The organism is Rhizobium sp. BR 314, assembly GCF_047445805.1.
GTDB classification, from domain to species: domain Bacteria; phylum Pseudomonadota; class Alphaproteobacteria; order Rhizobiales; family Rhizobiaceae; genus Rhizobium; species Rhizobium lusitanum_B.
Genome location: NZ_JARWLA010000006.1, coordinates 197,127 through 214,205 on the forward strand (window position 1 = coordinate 197,127; position 17,079 = coordinate 214,205).

The window sequence follows — 17,079 nt, forward strand, 5'->3', positions numbered from 1 at the left end:
TATTCAAGACTTAACTAACCGCAGGTAGTATTTCCGTCATCGACTATCGCATGAGGGATAGGGCTTGCGTTAGGCTCCCATGAGGGAGAGGCCGAAGCGTTCGAGGGTTCGCGATGACATCGATTCCCAGCACGCCTTCGGCGGCTCTGGCTATTCTCCAGCAGTTGAACGCAAGCGTGACGCCGCCGCAGTCCAGCGCCGACAAGCTGATTGCGGTGTCAACCGGTCAGCCGAATATCGTAAGCGTCTCCAAGCAGCCGAACCCTGCCCAGTCGAAAGTCTCCGAAGCGATGTTCAGCATGAACGGGGACAGTATCGCCAAGCAAAAGCTCGAGCTTATCGAACGCACGGGCAAGGCTTTGGGCATTGTGCGAAACGACTACGCATCCATGGACGACTTTGTCGCGGCGATGAAGAAGGCCTTCGGAGAGTTAAAGGTGCAACCTGGCGCGGCAGGAGCTATTCATGGGCTCGAAAAAGAGCTCGGCCTCGACAAGCTTGGCCTGTCGCTTGAGGATGTCATCAGTAGCGCCACGGAGGGTGGTGATAACGACAAAGTCACGCGCGCGCTCGAAAAGCGATCGCATCAGAAGGATGACGACAAGAAGGACGGAGATGGCGAGGCGAACAAGTCGGTGGTGATCGATCACGCAGCTGCCAGCCTGTATAGCCTTTTGTCGTTCAGTTAGTTTGGGTTATCGCTGGATCTCGATGCTGCTGACCTGGTGAGGCCGTGCCTGATGGCGTCAGCCGCTGCATCCGCGGCTGTTTCCATGTAGCTCGGATCTCGATGAAGCAGCACGATTGCGAACGAGCCGTCGAGCAGCAGCATTATCCGGCGGGCAAGAGGCATCGCGTCGTCGCCAGCTCCGGCCTCTGCAAAAAGAGTGCATAGCCAGTCCTCGACGCGTTTTTTATGAGCGCGAGCCGCGATCAGGGCCGGATGGCCTGGAAGATTGACCAGCTCGACCGAGGTGCGCAGGAAACCGCATCCACTCCATTTGGCGTCGCGGGCTGACTGAGCCAGATTGCGAAATATGCCGGCCACTTTCGCCGCGATATCGCCGTCCGCCTCATCAAACCAGCGTTTGAAGAGCGCGAGGTTCGGCTCGTCGCGCGCCTGCAAATGTGCAGCGATCAGGTCATCCTTGCTGCGGAAGTGATAATAGAGCGTACGCTTGGTAACGCCGGCCTTTTCGGCGATCGCATCGACGCTGATCGCGCGGATGCCGTCCCGGCGAAACAGCTTTCCGGCGGCTTGGAGAATGCGCTCACGTGTCGGCTGGGTGTTGTCTCTCATGGCTCAATGTATACCGCGTAGTGAGTATACACAACGCGACGATCGTTCCATCCTGCGGACCATGAGCCAGCAACCGATCCCTTCCTCACGTGCAAGCAGCTTGCCGCTTTCCGTTCGCTGCCAGGATGGCGTCGTTCTCGGCGGGCATCTCTGGCTCGCGGAGGCGAATAGGCCGGAAGGCAGCGTCATCATCAATCCGGCGACAGGCGTGCTCGCACGCTATTATCATCGCTACGCGCAATTTCTCACGCGACACGGATTCGATGTCCTGACCTTCGATTATCGCGGCATCGGCCAGTCCCGTCCGCCGCAGCTCAAGGGCATTGGCTATCGCTGGCGCGACTGGGGTATGCAGGATTTCGAAGCCGCGCTGCGGCTCATGGCGGATCGTCATCGCGGCGGTCCGCTGATGGTCGTTGGTCACAGTATCGGCGGTTTCCTGCCGGGTCTGGCGGAAAGTGCCGGGATGATCGACCGTATCCTGACCATGGGTGCGCAATATGCCTGGTGGGGAGAATACGCGCCGGGCCGGCGGCTCGGTCTGTTCTTGAAATGGCATTTAGTCATGCCTGTCATGACGGCTGTCTGCGGCTATTTCCCTGGTCGCCGGCTGGGGTGGCTGGAGGATCTGCCGGCTGGTGTGGCCAACGAATGGAGCTTTCGTCGCCGTCGCTTCGAGCTCAACTACCCGAAAAGCGAGAGGCAGGATGCATTGAGCCGGATTGCTGCCGTCCGGGCGCCGATCCTTGCTGTCGTGGTTTCTGATGATGAACTTGGCACAGTGCGGGCAGTTAGCCGGACGTTGAGCTACTATGTGGGAGCGGAGCGCGTTGCGGTGCTGCTGACTCCGGAAGACTTCGGCCGCAAGGCAGTTGGTCACTTCAACCTGTTTCACGACAGCCATACGGCCGGCTTCTGGACCGATACGCTTCAGTGGTTGCGCGAGGGCAGCAATCCCTGGCCGGCGTCAGTCCTGAAGCCAGAAAACTGACGGTTCGCCGGCGGCTCGCCAAATAGTGGTCAGCGGCGCAATACAATAGGTGCTGACGACAAATAACCGTATCATGTGGCACAGGATCAGGTCCAAGGTTCGATCGATATCATATGCCTTTGAAATCGCAATGATGATCGGGAAGAGCTGCTGCCACTCCATTCGATGCGACGAAATGCTGCATTCTGACCATTTCGAGGAGATCGTTCATTACCGAGCGCAGTGGTGGCCAGGGGAACTCGTTGCAGTCCGGCCCTGATATTCCGAGGGTTAGAACGGCATGCAGCTTGGCGATCACACCTTCGATGGACCTCGCAGGCAAGTCCCATAATTCCGCGGCCAGAGCGAGTTCGCGATCACCGGCCAGGCGCTCGGCTTTCCGTGCTTTGGAATATCCAAGGACCTTATCTTCGGCCTTCCAGCGGCTGAGTTTTGCCGACAGGTCTCCTCTGGCCTTTTCGCGTGCTGCAGCGTTATCCGGGCCATCCAGCCAGGATTCGATATCCGCATAACTCTGGATGGTGACTGGTGTCGGCTTGCCGGGGACGCTAACCTYTATTKTCGGAAAGCCGACGGCCTCGACCAATTGCGTCTCCAGACGTTGCTGCTGATGGCAGCGCAGGCGGAATTCCCGATGAGCGTCGTTCCATTCCAACCACTTTGCATGCGCCGGATCGATAYCGRCGCTGCTGTTTTGGTGCTTCTGCCCTCGCATTAGAAAGTCTGTCGTGCGCGAAATARTGTTTATRCGGGTATTTGAAGACRAAGTTCTGCTATTCTCAGAATCACCCATGATCCGAGCTCCCTAAAGCTTGGTTGTGGTTAGGTCGTGCTGAGTGGTGCAAACACTCGGCACGGCCGACAACTATCTAGGACGATACCTTGGACACCGAAAGAACGCAACCAAAATCATCGCACCGCTATGATTTGATCGGAATTCAGTGCCGCCTAGCGCGAGTAGCTCTGGGATGGGGCCTACGAGAGTTGGCTAAAGCTGCCGATGTCTCGCAGCAAACAATTGTCCGATGTGAGAAGGGTGAAGAGCTTCGTCCTGCGACGCTCGATCGCATCAGAGCAGTCATGGAGGAAGCTGGGATCATCTTCATTCCCGAGGACGAAATCGCCGGTGTTGGCGTTCGCCTCAAGAAGGCGACTTGAATCCAAACGGTTCCGTCGTCCACCGGCACACACGGTCAAAGCCGTCATGTGCCTTCTGGCGAATGGCAAGATAGCCCTAGGGGAAGCGTTCGCCAAAGACATGATTGCGGTGAGGATCAGCCCCGACATGCGCATAGCGGTTGTCGGCTCGCCCGCCTATCTCGAAAGACATCCCGCTCCAAGAGCGCCAAACGATCTCGCCGAGCACCATTGCATCAATCTGCGCCTGCTCAGCTCCGGCGGCCTATATGCGTGGGAATTGGAAAAGGATGGGCGCGAGGTGCGTGTCCGCGTGGATGCCAGTTGGTGTTCAACAACGTCGGTATGATCGTGCGGGTCGCGAAAGGAGGGCTAGGCCTCGGCTTCGTCATGTAAGATCACGTGCGGAGGATCTTGGCCACTGGCCGCCTGGTGCAGGTGCTTGGCGACTGGTGTGCGCCGTTTTCCAGCTACTACCTCTATTATCCCAGTCGCAGGCAGCCGTCGGCCGCGTTCTCGCTGCTGATCGACACCTTGAGCTATCGGGGTTGATCTCAAACCATGAAGCCGGACCGCCGCAAACTGCAGACTATGTCGGCATCCAAGGTCTGCAACGATGGCGAATAGCGGACGCCTCTTCAAAACAGGCGGCGCGGTCGGAATCCGGCGCATTGTCCGGAATCCCGAATAGTAAAATCATAAATCGCCGCTTAATTCCTTTCGTCGGCGATATTACTTATGTAGCCTTAGTAGTGTGTCCATGGAATTCATGCCGGTCGGGGGACTCGGAATGCATCTTGAAGATTTTGCCGCGCTCGGCCGCTCCGGCTTGCGTGTCAGTCCGCTTGCCTTGGGAACCATGACTTTCGGCGAGAGTTTCGTTTGGCAGGCGCGGGCAAGTCGACCAGCGGCAATTCTGGATCGTTATCTCGACCGGGGCGGCAATTATCTCGACACCGGTAGAGGCGATGTAAAGCCTGGCGGCCAGACGATTGTCGGCAATTATCTCTCGCAGAAAGCGGCAAGCCGCGACCGCCTTGTCCTCGGTGCCAAATTCGGCGTCGAGCAGCAGGAAAAGGGCGACGGTCGCGAGGCGATCGTTGCCGCCTGCGAAGAGACCCTGCGCCGACTGCGCACTGACTATCTCGATCTCTTTTGGCTTGACAATTGGGACATGCAGGTTCCTCTCGACGAAATATTGGCGGGACTGAATGATCTCATCCGCTTGGGAAAATTGCGCTATTTCGGCATTTCCGATGCTCCCGCCTGGAAGGTGGCGCATGCGCAGGTCATTGCCCAGTTTCATGGCTGGGCACCCTTTATCGGTCTGCAGATTGAGTATTCGCTGGCGGCCCGGCTGTTCGAAAGCGAACTTATTCCGATGGCGCGGGGAATGGGCCTGGGTGTCGTCTCGCATTCGCCGCTGAATGGCGGTTTGATCAGCGGGAAATATAACCGCAAGAATATCGCAAACTTCGAGTCCGAACACCCGTCTCCTTTCGCTGTACAGCCTGACGCGCAGCGCCTCGACATCGTCGACGCCTTGATCCGCATCGCAGAGGAACTTGAAACGACCACTGCTCGTGTCGCGCTGGCTTGGGCGTTGGCGCGGCCCGCCGTATCGTCGACCATCATCGGCGTGCATACGCTGGAACAACTGGATGACGATCTTGGCGCTCTGGACGTTCGTCTGTCGCCCGAGCAGACGGCCACGCTCGACGTGTTGACGCTTCCGATTCCGTCCCTCGATCTGCCGCTGGTTCTGCAGAATGCCGCACCATTGAGCTGCGTGGACTACGACACGATAAAGCGCCGGCTCCCCTGAGGCCTTTCCTGGGCACTGCTAACAACAGTCGAATTGGATGGCTGTGATCGAGTATCTGACATGCGACACCGGCAGATCGGTCGGATGTCATTCTTGCTCTATATTTGGCAGCAGCCATTTTTTGTTGCAGCTGTGAAGGGCCTGCTGTCGCCGCCTCTGGCTTTGGCATTGGGAATCTCGTGCGGGGCCATCAGCTTCTATCTGATCGAACAGCCGGCTCGCTCTCGACTGAATGGATGGATCGGAAAACAGCGGACCCAAAGCGCTGTTACAACAACGGGTTGATCCAACCGCGCAATATTAGCCACACGGCATGTTTGGACGCGGCTTGAAGCTGCCGCGTCCAAATCTCTTTCCAGGTCACATCAGGCGATGTCGAAGCGGTCCGCGTTCATCACCTTGGTCCAGGCAGCCACGAAGTCGTGCACGAACTTCTGTTCGGCATCGGCCTGGCCATAGACTTCGGCAATCGCTCGCAGCTGCGAGTTGGAGCCGAAGACCAGATCGGCGCGGGTGGCGGTCCATTTGACGTCACCGGTTGCGCGGTCACGCCCCTCGAACACATCCTTCGCGTCGGAAATCGCCTTCCACTCCGTGCTCATATCGAGCAGGTTGACGAAGAAGTCGTTGGTCAGTGTTTCCGGGCGCTTGGTGAAGACACCATACTGCGTCTGGCCGACATTGGCGTCGAGCGCGCGCAGGCCACCGATGAGCACGGTCAATTCCGGCGCCGAAAGCATCAGCAACTGCGCCTTGTCGAGCAGCAGCTCTTCCGAGGAAACGGTGTATGCCTGCCGCTGATAGTTGCGGAAGCCATCCACGATCGGCTCCAGAACGGCGAATGCCTCAACGTCTGTCTGTTCCTGCGACGCATCGGTGCGGCCGGCGGTGAACGGAACGACCACGTCATGGCCGGCCTTCTTTGCGGCCTGCTCGATGGCGACAGAACCGCCAAGAACGATCAGATCGGCAATCGATACCTTCTTGCCGCCGGTCTGGGCGTCGTTGAACTTCTTCTGGATGCCTTCGAGTGTCTCAAGCACGGAAGCGAGCTGAGTCGGCTGGTTGGCCTCCCAGTCCTTCTGCGGCGAAAGACGGATGCGCGCGCCGTTGGCGCCGCCGCGCTTGTCGGAGCCGCGAAAGGTCGAAGCAGACGCCCAGGCTGTCGAGACGAGCTGCGGGATCGTCAAGCCGGATGCTGCGATCTGACCCTTGAGTGCCGCGATATCGTTGGCATCGATCTGCGCGTAGTCGGCATCCGGGATCGGATCCTGCCAGATGAGCTCTTCGCTCGGCACCTCAGGGCCGAGGTAGCGTGCGCGGGGACCCATGTCACGATGCGTCAGCTTGAACCAGGCGCGAGCAAAGGCATCGGCGAAGGCTTCCGGGTTCTCGAAGAAGTGGCGCGAGATCTTCTCGTAAGCCGGGTCGAAGCGTAGCGCCAGGTCTGTGGTCAGCATTGCCGGAGCATGGCGCTTGGACTTGTCGTGCGCATCTGGCACCGAGTTGGCACCTGCACCATGCTTCGGCGTCCACTGATGCGCGCCGGCCGGGCTCTTCGTCAGTTCCCAATCGTAACCGAACAGGTTCCAGAAGAAGTTGTTGCTCCACTTGGTGGGTGTCGAGGTCCAGGTGACTTCGAGACCGCTGCCGATCGCATCGCCGCCCTTGCCGCTGCGGAAGCTGTTCTTCCAGCCGAGGCCCTGCTCTTCAATGCCAGCCGCTTCCGGTTCGGGACCGACGAGGGCAGCGTCACCTGCGCCGTGCGTTTTGCCGAAGGTGTGGCCGCCGGCGATGAGGGCAACCGTTTCCTCATCGTTCATGGCCATGCGGGCGAAGGTTTCGCGGATATCGCGCGCGGCGGCCAGCGGGTCGGGATTGCCGTTCGGGCCTTCCGGATTGACGTAGATGAGACCCATTTGCACGGCCGCAAGCGGATTTTCGAGATTGCGATCACCGCTATAGCGCTTGTCGCCGAGCCAGGTGTCTTCCGCACCCCAATAGATGTCTTCTTCCGGTTCCCAGACGTCTTCGCGGCCGCCACCGAAGCCGAAGGTTTTGAAGCCCATGGATTCGAGCGCGACGTTGCCGGTAAGGATCAGGAGGTCGGCCCAGGAGATGCTGTTGCCGTACTTCTGCTTGATCGGCCAGAGAAGGCGGCGTGCCTTGTCGAGGTTGACGTTATCCGGCCAGCTATTGAGCGGGGCGAAGCGCTGCGTGCCGGAGGAGGCGCCACCGCGGCCGTCGCCGGTGCGGTAAGTGCCGGCACTGTGCCAGGCCATGCGAATGAAGAGCGGACCGTAATGACCAAAGTCTGCCGGCCACCAATCCTGCGAATCCGTCATCAGGGCGACGAGGTCTTGCTTGAGCGCCTTCAGGTCGAGCTTCTTGAACGCTTCGGCATAGTTGAAGCCATTGTCGAGCGGGCTGGACAAGGAAGAACCCTGGTGAAGGATCTTGAGGTTCAGCTGGTTCGGCCACCAGTCGCGGTTTGATCTTGCCGAGACGTTCGTGTTGCCGTGCGGGAACGGACATTTGCCTGCGTTTTCAACCTTAGTATCCATGACTTTCTCCCTTGGATGCCTTGAATTGTACTGCCGAAAAAAGGGTCGCGCTTCCCTGGGGAAGCAATCTTCGAACTTTCGTCGCTCCAGCCTCCGCGTGGCGGGTCTGCCGGAACTAAAACACGGTTCGATGCCCGAGATTCAGATCGATCCCGGGCATCGATGAATTCACCTAGTCAAAGCTCGCAATGTGAGCTGCGTATGACATACGACGGCATCCCGCCGCTGTTGTGTGCAGTCTAGCCAAGCTCTTCGATTAATTTAAGTTGGATTTCCTGATTGGTGCGATAAGGTGAGGTTATGATAAATCTTACCCTCAAGCAGCTGCGTTACTTCGAAGCTTTGGCAAAGCACGGCCACTTTGGTCGTGCGGCCGATGTTTGCGCCATCTCCCAGCCCGCCCTCTCGATGCAGATCAAGGAGCTGGAAGAGCAACTCGGTACCGATCTCTTTGAAAGGGGCGCCCGACAGGTTCGCCTCACCAATTTCGGCGAGGCATTCGCTGAGCGCGTCCGTGAGATTTTGCGGTCCGTGGATGAGTTGGGGGATCTCGCGCGGGCCTCCCGCAGTCAGCCGGTCGGACGCCTGAGGATCGGCATCATCCCGACGGTCGCGCCCTATCTGCTGCCGACGATCATCGGCAATCTCACCAACCTGTATGACGGTCTCGATATTCATGTGCGGGAGACACTCACGTCGAAGCTCGTCGAGGAACTGGCCGAGGGCCGATTGGATACGGCCATCGTTGCTCTGCCGGTCTCCGAGCCCTCCCTGACGGAGGTGGCACTTTTCTCCGAAAGTTTCGTGCTGGTTCGGCCGAGCGAGGATGAAGGCAAGCCGGTGCCTAATCGCGAAGCGCTGCGCGAAATGCGCCTGTTGTTGCTGGAGGAGGGACATTGTTTCCGCGATCAGGCGCTGTCCTTCTGCAACATACAATCCGCGCTTCCCCGGGAGTTGATGGACGGCAGCTCGCTATCGACGCTAGTGCAAATGGTCAGCGCCGGCATCGGCGTCACTCTGATCCCCGAGATGGCGGTCGCCGTCGAAACGCGGTCTGCCTCGGTATCGGCCGTGCGGTTCCAGAGCCCGCAGCCCTCGCGGACTATCGGCATGATCTGGCGCAAGACGAGCCCGCTTGCCAAGCAGCTTCTGCGGATTTCTGAGGTCGTTCGCCAGTCGGCCGAGGCGATGCGCGAACACCACGATTCGGTTTGGCGAGCGCAGGATTTCGGCCTCAACGGTCTGGCGCAGCCCTCAAACCGGAGCGGCGCCGAAACTGCTCCTTCACCAAAGCGGCAGTGACTAATGCCGAAAATTCGCCTTGTTGCGAGCGCGATGCCTGTGAAACGCGAAGGGAGCCTATCGCTTTTCCACAAGCGCGGAGATTTCAAACGATTAAAGTAATTTTAATCGTTTAAATTATTTAATGCCTTGATTTACAAAGAAACTCTTCCATGTCATCCCATTGTCGCATGACAATGGAGGTCGTGATGCAAGAGTTCGAAAACGTAAGAAATGAGATTCCTACGTATGTGATTGATCGCCTCGAAAGCGAGTGGCGGCTGGTGCAGACGCAGGATCTGCAGCTGAAGACCGGGCTGCGCGCGGATACTCGAGAGAATACCGCACCTGCCGCAACAGAGCGTCTTGCATCTTTGAAAAAATGATGGGCTTTCCGCGATCGCTGTTGATCGCGCCCTGATCCGAAGAGATCTTCAAACGGCGCCAGACGCCGTTCTTCTTCCCTGTATCTCTAGAAGAAACTCGCAACGGCCCCGATTATCTACCCCGGGGCTGTTGCGGCATGCTGAGCGATATCGCGTCCTAAGCGTCGAGATAGCGTTCGGTCAGGCGTGCCCACATGGCAGCGCCGGCCGTCAGACTTTCATCGGCGAAATCATATTTTGCACTGTGCAGCACCGGCGAGTTGACGCCATTGCCGAGGCGCAGGAAGCTGCCGGGTTTATGTTCCAGGAAGTAGGCGAAGTCTTCGCTGCCGGGAATGAGGTTACAGGTCGAGACTTTATCGGCGCCGACAAGCTCCTCCGCCACCGTGCGTGCCAGTTCGGTCTCCGTTTCCGAATTGACGACGACTGGATAGCCGCGGATGTAGTTGATATCGACGCTGGCGCCATAACCCTCGGCAACGGATTGCGTCAGCTGGCGGATCCTTGTTTCCAGAAGTTCGCGGATTTTCGGGTCGAAGGAGCGCACACTCAGCGCCATCCTTGCACTTTCAGGAATGACGTTTGACGCTTCACCGGCGTGAATGGAGCCGACCGTCACCACGGCCGTCTGCGTCGGGTCGATGCTACGCGCAACTACCGTCTGCAGGCTGACGACCAGGTTGCAGGCGACGACGATGGGGTCGATGGTCAGGTGCGGGCGTGAGGCGTGGCCGCCCTTGCCGGTTATGGTGATCTCGACGGTATCGGCTGCCGCCATCATCGGGCCTGAGCGCATCAGCCAGCTGCCCTCCGGAGCGCCTGGATGATTGTGCAGGCCAAAAATCGCGTCAAAGGGAAAGCGTTCGAACAGGCGGTCCTCGATCATGGCCTGGGCGCCGCTGATCACTCCGGCCTCCTCGGCGGGCTGGAAAATCAGGTTCACAGTGCCGTTGAAGCGGCGGGTACGGGCGAGATGCTCGGCAGCCCCCAGGAGCATCGTCGTATGGCCATCGTGGCCGCAGGCATGCATTTTTCCCGGCGTCTTGCTGGCATATGGGCGGCCGGTCTGCTCGAGGATCGGCAGCGCATCCATGTCGGCACGGATGGCGATGCTCTTCTTGCCGGCTCCAGAGGTAAGCCGGGCGACGACGCCATGGCCACCGACATTGCGCGTCACCTCATAGCCCCAGGCATCCAGCTTTTCAGCGACAAAACGGGCTGTCTCAGCCTCTTCGAATGAAAGCTCCGGGTTKGCGTGCAGGTGCTGTCGGATACCGATCAACTCGGCTTTCATCGGTTCGAAGTCGGTGAGGCGGGCGAAATCGTTGTCGAGGGTCATGGCTGTTCCAATGGGTCGCTTGAGCCGCCATCCGCCATAGAGCGTGAAGGCATTTTTGTGATGATGGAGCTGTCGCGCTAGATGAAGCGCGACAGAAAGCTTCGGGTGCGGGGATGTTGCGGATTGCCGATTACATCCTCCGGCTTACCCTGCTCGACGATCTTGCCGCCATCCATGAAGACGACCCGGTCGGCCGCTTCGCGCGCAAAGCCGATTTCGTGGGTGACGACGATCATCGTCAATCCCTGTTTGGCAAGGTCGCGCATGGTGGCGAGCACCTCGCCGACCAGCTCTGGATCGAGAGCGGAGGTCGGCTCGTCGAACAGCATCAGCTTCGGCTTGATCGCAAGCGCCCTGGCAATCGCCACGCGCTGCTGCTGGCCGCCCGAGAGCTGGCGCGGGTAATTGTCGGCTTTGGCCGAAAGCCCGACGCGATCGAGCAGCGCCCGTGCATTGTCGGTTGCCCGTTTTCGGCTTTCACCATGGATGCCGATCGGCGCTTCGATAACATTCTGCAGAGCCGTCATATGCGGATAGAGATTGAACTGCTGGAACACCATGCCGATCTTGCGTCGCTGCAGCGCGATCGCATGGTTGGACAGCTTGACGAGCCGCCCCTTGTTCAGCCGGTAGCCGATCTGCTCGCCATCCACTTCGATGGAACCGCGATTGATTGATTCCAGGTGATTGATGCAGCGCAGGAACGTCGACTTGCCGGAACCGGATGGGCCGAGGATGGCGACCACTTCTCCCGGTGTCACATCAAGGTCGATGCCCTTTAGAACCTCGAGATGTTCGAAGGATTTGTGGACATTGCGGGCGCGAACGAGCGGCTCCACGGTCGTGTCGGCATGCATTGCGACGTTCATTGTCCCGCCTCCTGTGCCGGCACGAGCGCTGGCGTGCCTTCCTTTGCAGCTTTCGTGGCGGCGGAGCGACGGTCGGCGCGGCTATAATGGCGCTCTACGTAGCTCTGACCGATATTGAGCACTGAGGTGATCAGCAGGTACCATATCACCGCGACCAGAAGCATCGGAATGACTTCGAAGGTGCGATTGTAGATCGACTGGACGGAATAGAGCAGGTCGGCCATGGCAATGACGCTGACGAGTGACGTCGCCTTGATCATGCTGATCAGCTGGTTACCGGTCGGCGGCACGATGGACCGCATGGCCTGCGGGATAATGATGCGGCGCAGAGCGCGTATACGCGTCATGCCGAAGGCTTCGGCCGTCTCGAACTGGCCCTTGTCGACCGAAAGCAGTCCGCCGCGGATGATCTCGGCCATATAGGCAGCTTCGTTGAGGGCGAGGCCGGCGATCGCCGCCGTCATCGGGCTGATGACAGAATTGGTGTCCCAGCTGATGAAGGTCGGGCCGAAGGGGATGCCGATCGACAGCGTCGGGAAGAGTGTCGAGAGATTGTACCAGAAGATCAACTGCACGAGCAGCGGCGTGCCGCGGAAGAACCAGATGTACAGCGAGGCGAGCGCGCTTGCCAGCGTATCCTTCGATAGCCGGGCGATCGCCAGCAGTAGGCCCAGCACGATACCGAAGGCCATAGCGACGACAGTCAACCCCAGCGAGACGTAAAGGCCATCGATAACGACCGGATCGAAGAAATACTGGCCGACGACATGCCAGCCAAAATTGTCGTTACGGGCGATCGACCAAGCACAGTAGGCGGCAATCAAAAGCGTCACGGTCCAGGCCGCGACACGACCCTTGGGGAATGGCATATGGGCGTTTGCCACATCCCGCCGCTCAAGATCTGCACCGCCGGATGGCGGCGGTGCACTGTCTCTGGGATTGGTCGTCATTTGCTCGCCTGTGCCGCCAGGTTGATACCGGGCTCCTTGATCATGTTGTTCTCAAGGCCCCACTTCTTCATGATGGCCGCATAGGTGCCGTTGTCGACCAATTCTTTGATTGCATCGTGCAAAATGGGGCTGAGCGGCGAATTCTTCGGCAAAACCGCACCTTGGAACAGGTCGTCGAAGCCGTTCTTCTGGCCGACGCCTGCCAGCTCCAGCTGGCCGTTTGCCTGCGAAACGAAGTAGGTCAGAGGTGCCTGCGAGGAGAAAAATGCGTCGGAACGCTTCGAACGGACCGATAGGATCGATGTCGGCTGATCGGTGAAGGATTGAACCTGCAGCGCCGGCTTACCGTCCTTCGTGCACTTCTCGGCCTGCGTCTTGATGACTTTCTCCGCGGATCCGCCCGCCATCACGGCGATGCGATGGCCGCACGCGGTGTCGAGCGCAGTGATGCCCTTCGGATTACCCTTCTCGACGGCGAAGACGACGAATTCCTGAACATAGTCGACGAAGTCATTGGCATCTTCACGCGACTTGAAATCACCGACAGGACCTTCGGCATATTGGAAGCGACCCGAATTGATTCCGCTCAAGAGGGCGGGCAGGCCGCCGACCGTCGCGTGACTGATCTCGACGCCGAGAATCTGCCCGATCGCCTTGGTCAACTCGGCGCTCGCGCCGGTAACGTCGGAGGCGCCGTTGACGATCTCATAGGGAGGGAAGGAGCCGCTGTTGACGGATACCATCTTGCCCGACGTGCGAATGTTCTCCGGCAATTTAGCATGGAGCTGTTCATTGATCGAGAGCTTCGGCAATGCAGCATCCTCAGCGAAGGCCGAACCGGAAATCATCAGGCTTGCCGCCGCGACGTATGTGAGTTTTTTCAATGACATGCTTGTTCCCCTTTTGCTTTGCGTCGTTGAATTTCTGATGATGATCAGGCGTCGCTCGTCCGGCTGCCGTCGACGTCAAGCGGAAAGAGCTCCTCGGGTGTCATCAGTCTCGGCAGAATGCCCTGCACATGCAGTTCCGAGGCGAAGTCCGCGATCATCTTGCGATTGGCGGCAAAGCCGCTCGCATCCCAGCCCTCCGGCAACTCGGTTGCTGATTTCAACAATTCGTCGAGTATGAAGGGTGTCGTATCGGCATACTTGCGCCGCTTGCTCAGCCACACGCGCTGCGATTCATCGAGCAGGGCGTTCAATTCGGCCATGACCCACGGATGCTCTGCGACAAACTCCGACTTGAAGCCGATCAGGTGCATACCGGGTACATAGCCCACATCGGCAAAATAGCGATGCTCCGCGGTACGGAAATCCGGCAGAAGCTGGCGGAAACCGGAATTGCCGGCGAAATAGCCGTCCGGCATGAAAGGCGTGAAAACCGCGTCGAGCTGGCCTTCCCTGAGCAGATCCATCATCGGGCGTTCGCCGGAGGCAGCCTCGATGCGGCCGGTGCGGCCGAACCCATCGAGACGGTCGGTGATCGGATGGGCCCCGGTCAGGCGACCGGCATACCACATGGCATCCTCGACGCCGACCCCTTCGCGGCGAAGCGCTGCGCGCGTCCAGGTGTTGCCGGAATCCCGCCAGCCCGTCACGCCGATGCGCTTGCCCGCCAGCTGGGGAAAGCTCGTGACCGGGCTCTCCTTGGTCGTGATGACGCAGCGGTGGCGAAAGCCGCGCATGATGAAATTCGGCATGCCGACGATGCTGTCGTCGCCTTCGATGCGCATCTGCGTGTAGCGGCTGAACGAGGTTTCGGCTGCGTCATAGTCGTCGCTTTTGCCGACATGCGAGATCAGGGTTCCGACCCGGTCCACCTTGAGGTCAAGTTTCGGGGAGGAGACATCGCCCAGGATCAGCGGGGTTATGTAGTCCCAATCGCGCAAGGCCAGGCGGAGCGTAAGAGGCATGAAATTCACTCGCGGAAAAACTTGTTTTCTAAGTGAGTAAATGTTCAATATGAGGTGATCAAATGTTATTACGTTATTGAACATTAAAAATGGCGCGAGAATGAGCGGAAATCGAGATGCGGCGTGGTTTGCCGAAAAATTGAACGACCGGACAATTCGTGGCATAGCATTGGAGACGAGCGCTCTCATCCGCGCCGGAGCGCTGCCCGTCGGTACGAAGTTGCCTCCGATCCGCGATCTCGCATTTGCGCTCGGCATAAGCCCGGCGACGCTCTCGGAAGCATGGAGCGAACTTAGGCGCCAGAAAATCATCGGCGGGCGTGGCCGCAATGGCACTTGGGTCAGCGGCGATCGTTTCATCAACCAGCCGGCCCGACTTGCAAGCGCTGGACACTATGGCGATCACGTCCTTGATCTGACGTCGGCTGGTCCGGATGTGCGGCTGCTTCCGCAGCTGGAGGCCGCGATGGCTTACGGTGCTTCGGCCGCCAATCTCAATAGCTATGAACGCAGCCGTATTCTCCCGGAGCTCGAGGCGGCAGTCAGGAAAACCTGGCCCTACGAGCCGGAGGCTCTCCTTGCGACCAACGGCGGATACAATGCCGTCTATACGCTGATCAATGCTTTGGTCATGCCGGGCGCCGCGGTCGCCATCGAGGATCCGACCGGCATGCGGCTTCTCGATATTCTCGAAGATCGCGGCGCTCGAATTATTCCGGTGCGATGCGATGAAGAAGGCCCTCTGGCATCATCGCTGGAGGAGGCGATGAAATATCGCCCAGTCGCCTTTGTCTTTCAGCCGCGTCTTCATTCCGTTACCGGCCAGAGTGTGAGCGAGACCCGAATGACAAAACTTGCGGAGATCCTTCGCGACAAGGATACGTTGATCGTCGAGGATGACGGCGTGGCGGATATTTCCGCCGCGCCACGCCAATCCATGGGACATCTTTTTCCCGATCGCGTCATCCATATTCTCTCGTTTTCGAAGACGCATGGGCCTGATCTGCGGCTGGCGGTGCTGTCGAGTTCGCGGGCCATCGTCGATCAGATTCAATCCTATCGCAGCTTCAGTGCCGGCTGGACGAGCCGTATCCTTCAATCGGCGGCGGCGTGGCTGTTGCGCGATCCCGCGACCGAAGCCTGTTTGGATCATGCCCGCAACGTCTATGCTAAACGCCGCGCTGCACTGATCGACGCGCTCGGCGAGCGCGAGGTGCCTGCACTGCACGGTGCTGGCCTATGTGCCTGGATACCGATTTCATCCGAACCATTCGCAATGGTCACGTTGGCAGCACGCGGCATCGCGGTCAGTCCGGGTGCAAAATTCTCTATTCTGCCGAGCAGTCACCTGCGCGTAGTAACGGCCACTCTTTCCGAACGCCTCGAGGAGGTGGCCGATGCCATCGCACTAGCCGCCATTCACACGTGACCGGGCAAGATCAGTTCCCCTGAGTTGCTCTGGCGCTCTTCGGCGCCGCTTTCAAGGACCCGGTATAGCGAACCAGCATCGTTGCAAGTTTCGCCGAAATGAGCGCTATGGTGATGATCGCGATGAGGTAGATCGCGATGTAGATGGGATGAGGCAGTTGTATATCACCCATTAGATGCCCGTAGATCTCCGTAAAACCGCGATGGCACATATAGATCGGGTAGGAGAGATAGCCGAGAAAGATGCCTGGTTGCTGCAGCTTGGGCGGCAATTCGAGCATCGTGCCGGCAAGGACGATCAGCGGCGAGACCAGGACACAGAACACCAGCGCATATTTCAGCGAGTAAGTCGGCAGAAACAGCAGGAGGCAGATCGCCGCGATGGGCAACAGGGCGGCATAGCTGTTTACCGTCCGTCCGAGCGAGGTGACGTTTCGAAGGCGATAGATGATCATACCGAGCGTGAAGGAGAAGAAGACGCGCGCAAGACCGCCGTCGACCGAGCGCCATTCCCAGCCGAGATCGAGCGATTTGTGAAAGAAGACCGAACCGACCAACATCGCGAGGGATGCGGCGGCGATGAGAACAAGGCTTCGCGTTTTCAGCCTGAACAATACGAGCGCGAAGACCAAATTGGCCAATAGTTCCCAAAACAGCGACCATGCCGGCCCGTTTAGCGGATAGAGCGGCCAGATATCGCCGGGCGATCGCGTCAGGAAGCTCGGCGACGGCAGCATGAAGACGGTCGATAAAATGCTCGCCCCAAGATCCGCCCGTCCGACGCCGGCTGCCTGCCAGTGCATCAGCAATTGCACGAGGCCGAAGACGCTGCCAATCAGAAATAGCGGATAAAGGCGGGCGTAGCGCGCCTTCATGAAGGCAGGGACGGTCATGCCAGCGGCGAGCTTTTCGCCATAGGCTCGAGCGATGACGAAGCCGCTCAGCACGAAGAAGAAGTCGACTGCGATATAGGCCGATGGCGCATAGGGCCTGTCGAGGTGATAGACGACAACGGCGAGTGCCGCGAGGCCGCGCATCGCGTCCAGGGCGGCATATCTGTGTCTGGGCGTATCAGCCGTCATGGGTCGAGACCTTTT

Annotated in this window: 16 protein-coding genes and 1 pseudogene; 8 read left to right on the top strand and 9 right to left on the bottom strand. The window is 59.0% G+C overall.

Annotated features, from left to right (window positions below; translation table 11 throughout):
* Positions 1-113 precede the first annotated feature (113 nt).
* Positions 114-689, top strand: a complete 576-nt coding sequence (locus tag QD461_RS11145; RefSeq protein ID WP_414087817.1) for a hypothetical protein — start codon at positions 114-116, stop codon at positions 687-689.
* Here QD461_RS11145 and QD461_RS11150 read toward each other — a convergent pair.
* Positions 686-1,300, bottom strand: coding sequence for a TetR/AcrR family transcriptional regulator (locus tag QD461_RS11150; protein WP_414087818.1), 615 nt, complete (start codon positions 1,298-1,300; stop codon positions 686-688). The genes QD461_RS11145 and QD461_RS11150 overlap by 4 nt on opposite strands.
* 61 nt (positions 1,301-1,361) lie before the next feature.
* On the opposite strand from QD461_RS11150, the gene QD461_RS11155 reads away from it, so the two are divergent.
* On the top strand, positions 1,362-2,291 hold the full coding sequence (locus QD461_RS11155) for an alpha/beta fold hydrolase (RefSeq protein ID WP_414087819.1): 930 nt from the start codon (positions 1,362-1,364) through the stop codon (positions 2,289-2,291).
* Between the two features lie 109 nt (positions 2,292-2,400).
* Here QD461_RS11155 and QD461_RS11160 read toward each other — a convergent pair whose 3' ends face one another.
* Positions 2,401-2,877: a hypothetical protein gene (locus tag QD461_RS11160; RefSeq protein ID WP_414087820.1), complete on the bottom strand. Its 477-nt coding sequence runs from the start codon at positions 2,875-2,877 to the stop codon at positions 2,401-2,403.
* 341 nt (positions 2,878-3,218) lie between these two features.
* On the opposite strand from QD461_RS11160, the gene QD461_RS11165 reads away from it, so the two are divergent.
* From QD461_RS11165 to QD461_RS11175, 3 genes and pseudogenes are all read left to right on the top strand, one after another.
* Entirely contained in the window at positions 3,219-3,449 is a 231-nt protein-coding gene (locus QD461_RS11165; protein WP_414087933.1) for a helix-turn-helix domain-containing protein, read from the top strand.
* 70 nt (positions 3,450-3,519) lie between these two features.
* Positions 3,520-3,980: pseudogene (locus QD461_RS11170) on the top strand (LysR substrate-binding domain-containing protein); the annotation flags it as partial.
* 238 nt (positions 3,981-4,218) lie between these two features.
* Positions 4,219-5,253, top strand: a complete 1,035-nt coding sequence (locus QD461_RS11175; protein WP_414087821.1) for an aldo/keto reductase — start codon at positions 4,219-4,221, stop codon at positions 5,251-5,253.
* A 365-nt stretch (positions 5,254-5,618) separates the two neighbouring features.
* On the opposite strand, the gene katG is transcribed toward QD461_RS11175, so the two are convergent.
* Entirely contained in the window at positions 5,619-7,817 is a 2,199-nt protein-coding gene (gene katG / locus QD461_RS11180) for a catalase/peroxidase HPI (RefSeq protein WP_414087822.1), read from the bottom strand.
* Positions 7,818-8,117: 300 nt separating this feature from the next.
* Here katG and QD461_RS11185 point away from each other — a divergent pair, with 300 nt between their 5' ends.
* Complete coding sequence (locus tag QD461_RS11185; RefSeq protein ID WP_414087823.1) at positions 8,118-9,119, top strand: LysR substrate-binding domain-containing protein; 1,002 nt, start codon at positions 8,118-8,120, stop codon at positions 9,117-9,119.
* A 188-nt stretch (positions 9,120-9,307) separates the two neighbouring features.
* Positions 9,308-9,484, top strand: a complete 177-nt coding sequence (locus QD461_RS11190; protein ID WP_414087824.1) for a hypothetical protein — start codon at positions 9,308-9,310, stop codon at positions 9,482-9,484.
* Between the two features lie 157 nt (positions 9,485-9,641).
* Here QD461_RS11190 and QD461_RS11195 read toward each other — a convergent pair whose 3' ends face one another.
* The 5 genes from QD461_RS11195 to QD461_RS11215 form a co-directional block, all read right to left on the bottom strand.
* A complete protein-coding gene (locus QD461_RS11195) occupies positions 9,642-10,823 on the bottom strand; it encodes a M20 aminoacylase family protein (protein ID WP_414087825.1) in 1,182 nt (393 codons plus the stop codon).
* Between the two features lie 77 nt (positions 10,824-10,900).
* Positions 10,901-11,680 (bottom strand): amino acid ABC transporter ATP-binding protein, encoded by a 780-nt coding sequence (locus QD461_RS11200; RefSeq protein ID WP_414087934.1) that lies wholly within the window; start codon positions 11,678-11,680, stop codon positions 10,901-10,903.
* A gap of 8 nt (positions 11,681-11,688) precedes the next feature.
* Entirely contained in the window at positions 11,689-12,642 is a 954-nt protein-coding gene (locus QD461_RS11205; protein WP_414087826.1) for an amino acid ABC transporter permease, read from the bottom strand.
* Complete coding sequence (locus QD461_RS11210) at positions 12,639-13,532, bottom strand: ABC transporter substrate-binding protein (protein ID WP_414087827.1); 894 nt, start codon at positions 13,530-13,532, stop codon at positions 12,639-12,641. The genes QD461_RS11205 and QD461_RS11210 overlap by 4 nt, the downstream gene beginning before the upstream one ends.
* 44 nt (positions 13,533-13,576) lie before the next feature.
* Positions 13,577-14,554: a nitrate ABC transporter substrate-binding protein gene (locus QD461_RS11215; RefSeq protein ID WP_414087828.1), complete on the bottom strand. Its 978-nt coding sequence runs from the start codon at positions 14,552-14,554 to the stop codon at positions 13,577-13,579.
* A gap of 100 nt (positions 14,555-14,654) precedes the next feature.
* On the opposite strand from QD461_RS11215, the gene QD461_RS11220 reads away from it, so the two are divergent.
* Entirely contained in the window at positions 14,655-15,983 is a 1,329-nt protein-coding gene (locus QD461_RS11220) for a PLP-dependent aminotransferase family protein (RefSeq protein WP_414087829.1), read from the top strand.
* A gap of 10 nt (positions 15,984-15,993) precedes the next feature.
* Here the strand turns inward: QD461_RS11220 and QD461_RS11225 are convergent, their stop codons facing one another.
* A complete protein-coding gene (locus tag QD461_RS11225; RefSeq protein ID WP_414087830.1) occupies positions 15,994-17,064 on the bottom strand; it encodes an acyltransferase family protein in 1,071 nt (356 codons plus the stop codon).
* Positions 17,065-17,079: the final 15 nt, after the last annotated feature.

Bases quoted from the DNA above. Each gene is read 5' to 3' on its own strand.
- QD461_RS11155 (WP_414087819.1), top strand. From the start codon at position 1,362: ATGAGCCAGCAACCGATCCCTTCCTCACGTGCAAGCAGCTTGCCGCTT.
- QD461_RS11190 (WP_414087824.1), top strand. From the start codon at position 9,308: ATGCAAGAGTTCGAAAACGTAAGAAATGAGATTCCTACGTATGTGATT.
- QD461_RS11205 (WP_414087826.1), bottom strand. From the start codon at position 12,642: ATGACGACCAATCCCAGAGACAGTGCACCGCCGCCATCCGGCGGTGCA.
- QD461_RS11210 (WP_414087827.1), bottom strand. From the start codon at position 13,532: ATGTCATTGAAAAAACTCACATACGTCGCGGCGGCAAGCCTGATGATT.
- QD461_RS11175 (WP_414087821.1), top strand. From the start codon at position 4,219: ATGCATCTTGAAGATTTTGCCGCGCTCGGCCGCTCCGGCTTGCGTGTC.
- QD461_RS11220 (WP_414087829.1), top strand. From the start codon at position 14,655: ATGAGCGGAAATCGAGATGCGGCGTGGTTTGCCGAAAAATTGAACGAC.
- QD461_RS11225 (WP_414087830.1), bottom strand. From the start codon at position 17,064: ATGACGGCTGATACGCCCAGACACAGATATGCCGCCCTGGACGCGATG.
- QD461_RS11145 (WP_414087817.1), top strand. From the start codon at position 114: ATGACATCGATTCCCAGCACGCCTTCGGCGGCTCTGGCTATTCTCCAG.
- katG (WP_414087822.1), bottom strand. From the start codon at position 7,817: ATGGATACTAAGGTTGAAAACGCAGGCAAATGTCCGTTCCCGCACGGC.
- QD461_RS11185 (WP_414087823.1), top strand. From the start codon at position 8,118: ATGATAAATCTTACCCTCAAGCAGCTGCGTTACTTCGAAGCTTTGGCA.
- QD461_RS11200 (WP_414087934.1), bottom strand. From the start codon at position 11,680: ATGCATGCCGACACGACCGTGGAGCCGCTCGTTCGCGCCCGCAATGTC.
- QD461_RS11215 (WP_414087828.1), bottom strand. From the start codon at position 14,554: ATGCCTCTTACGCTCCGCCTGGCCTTGCGCGATTGGGACTACATAACC.
- QD461_RS11150 (WP_414087818.1), bottom strand. From the start codon at position 1,300: ATGAGAGACAACACCCAGCCGACACGTGAGCGCATTCTCCAAGCCGCC.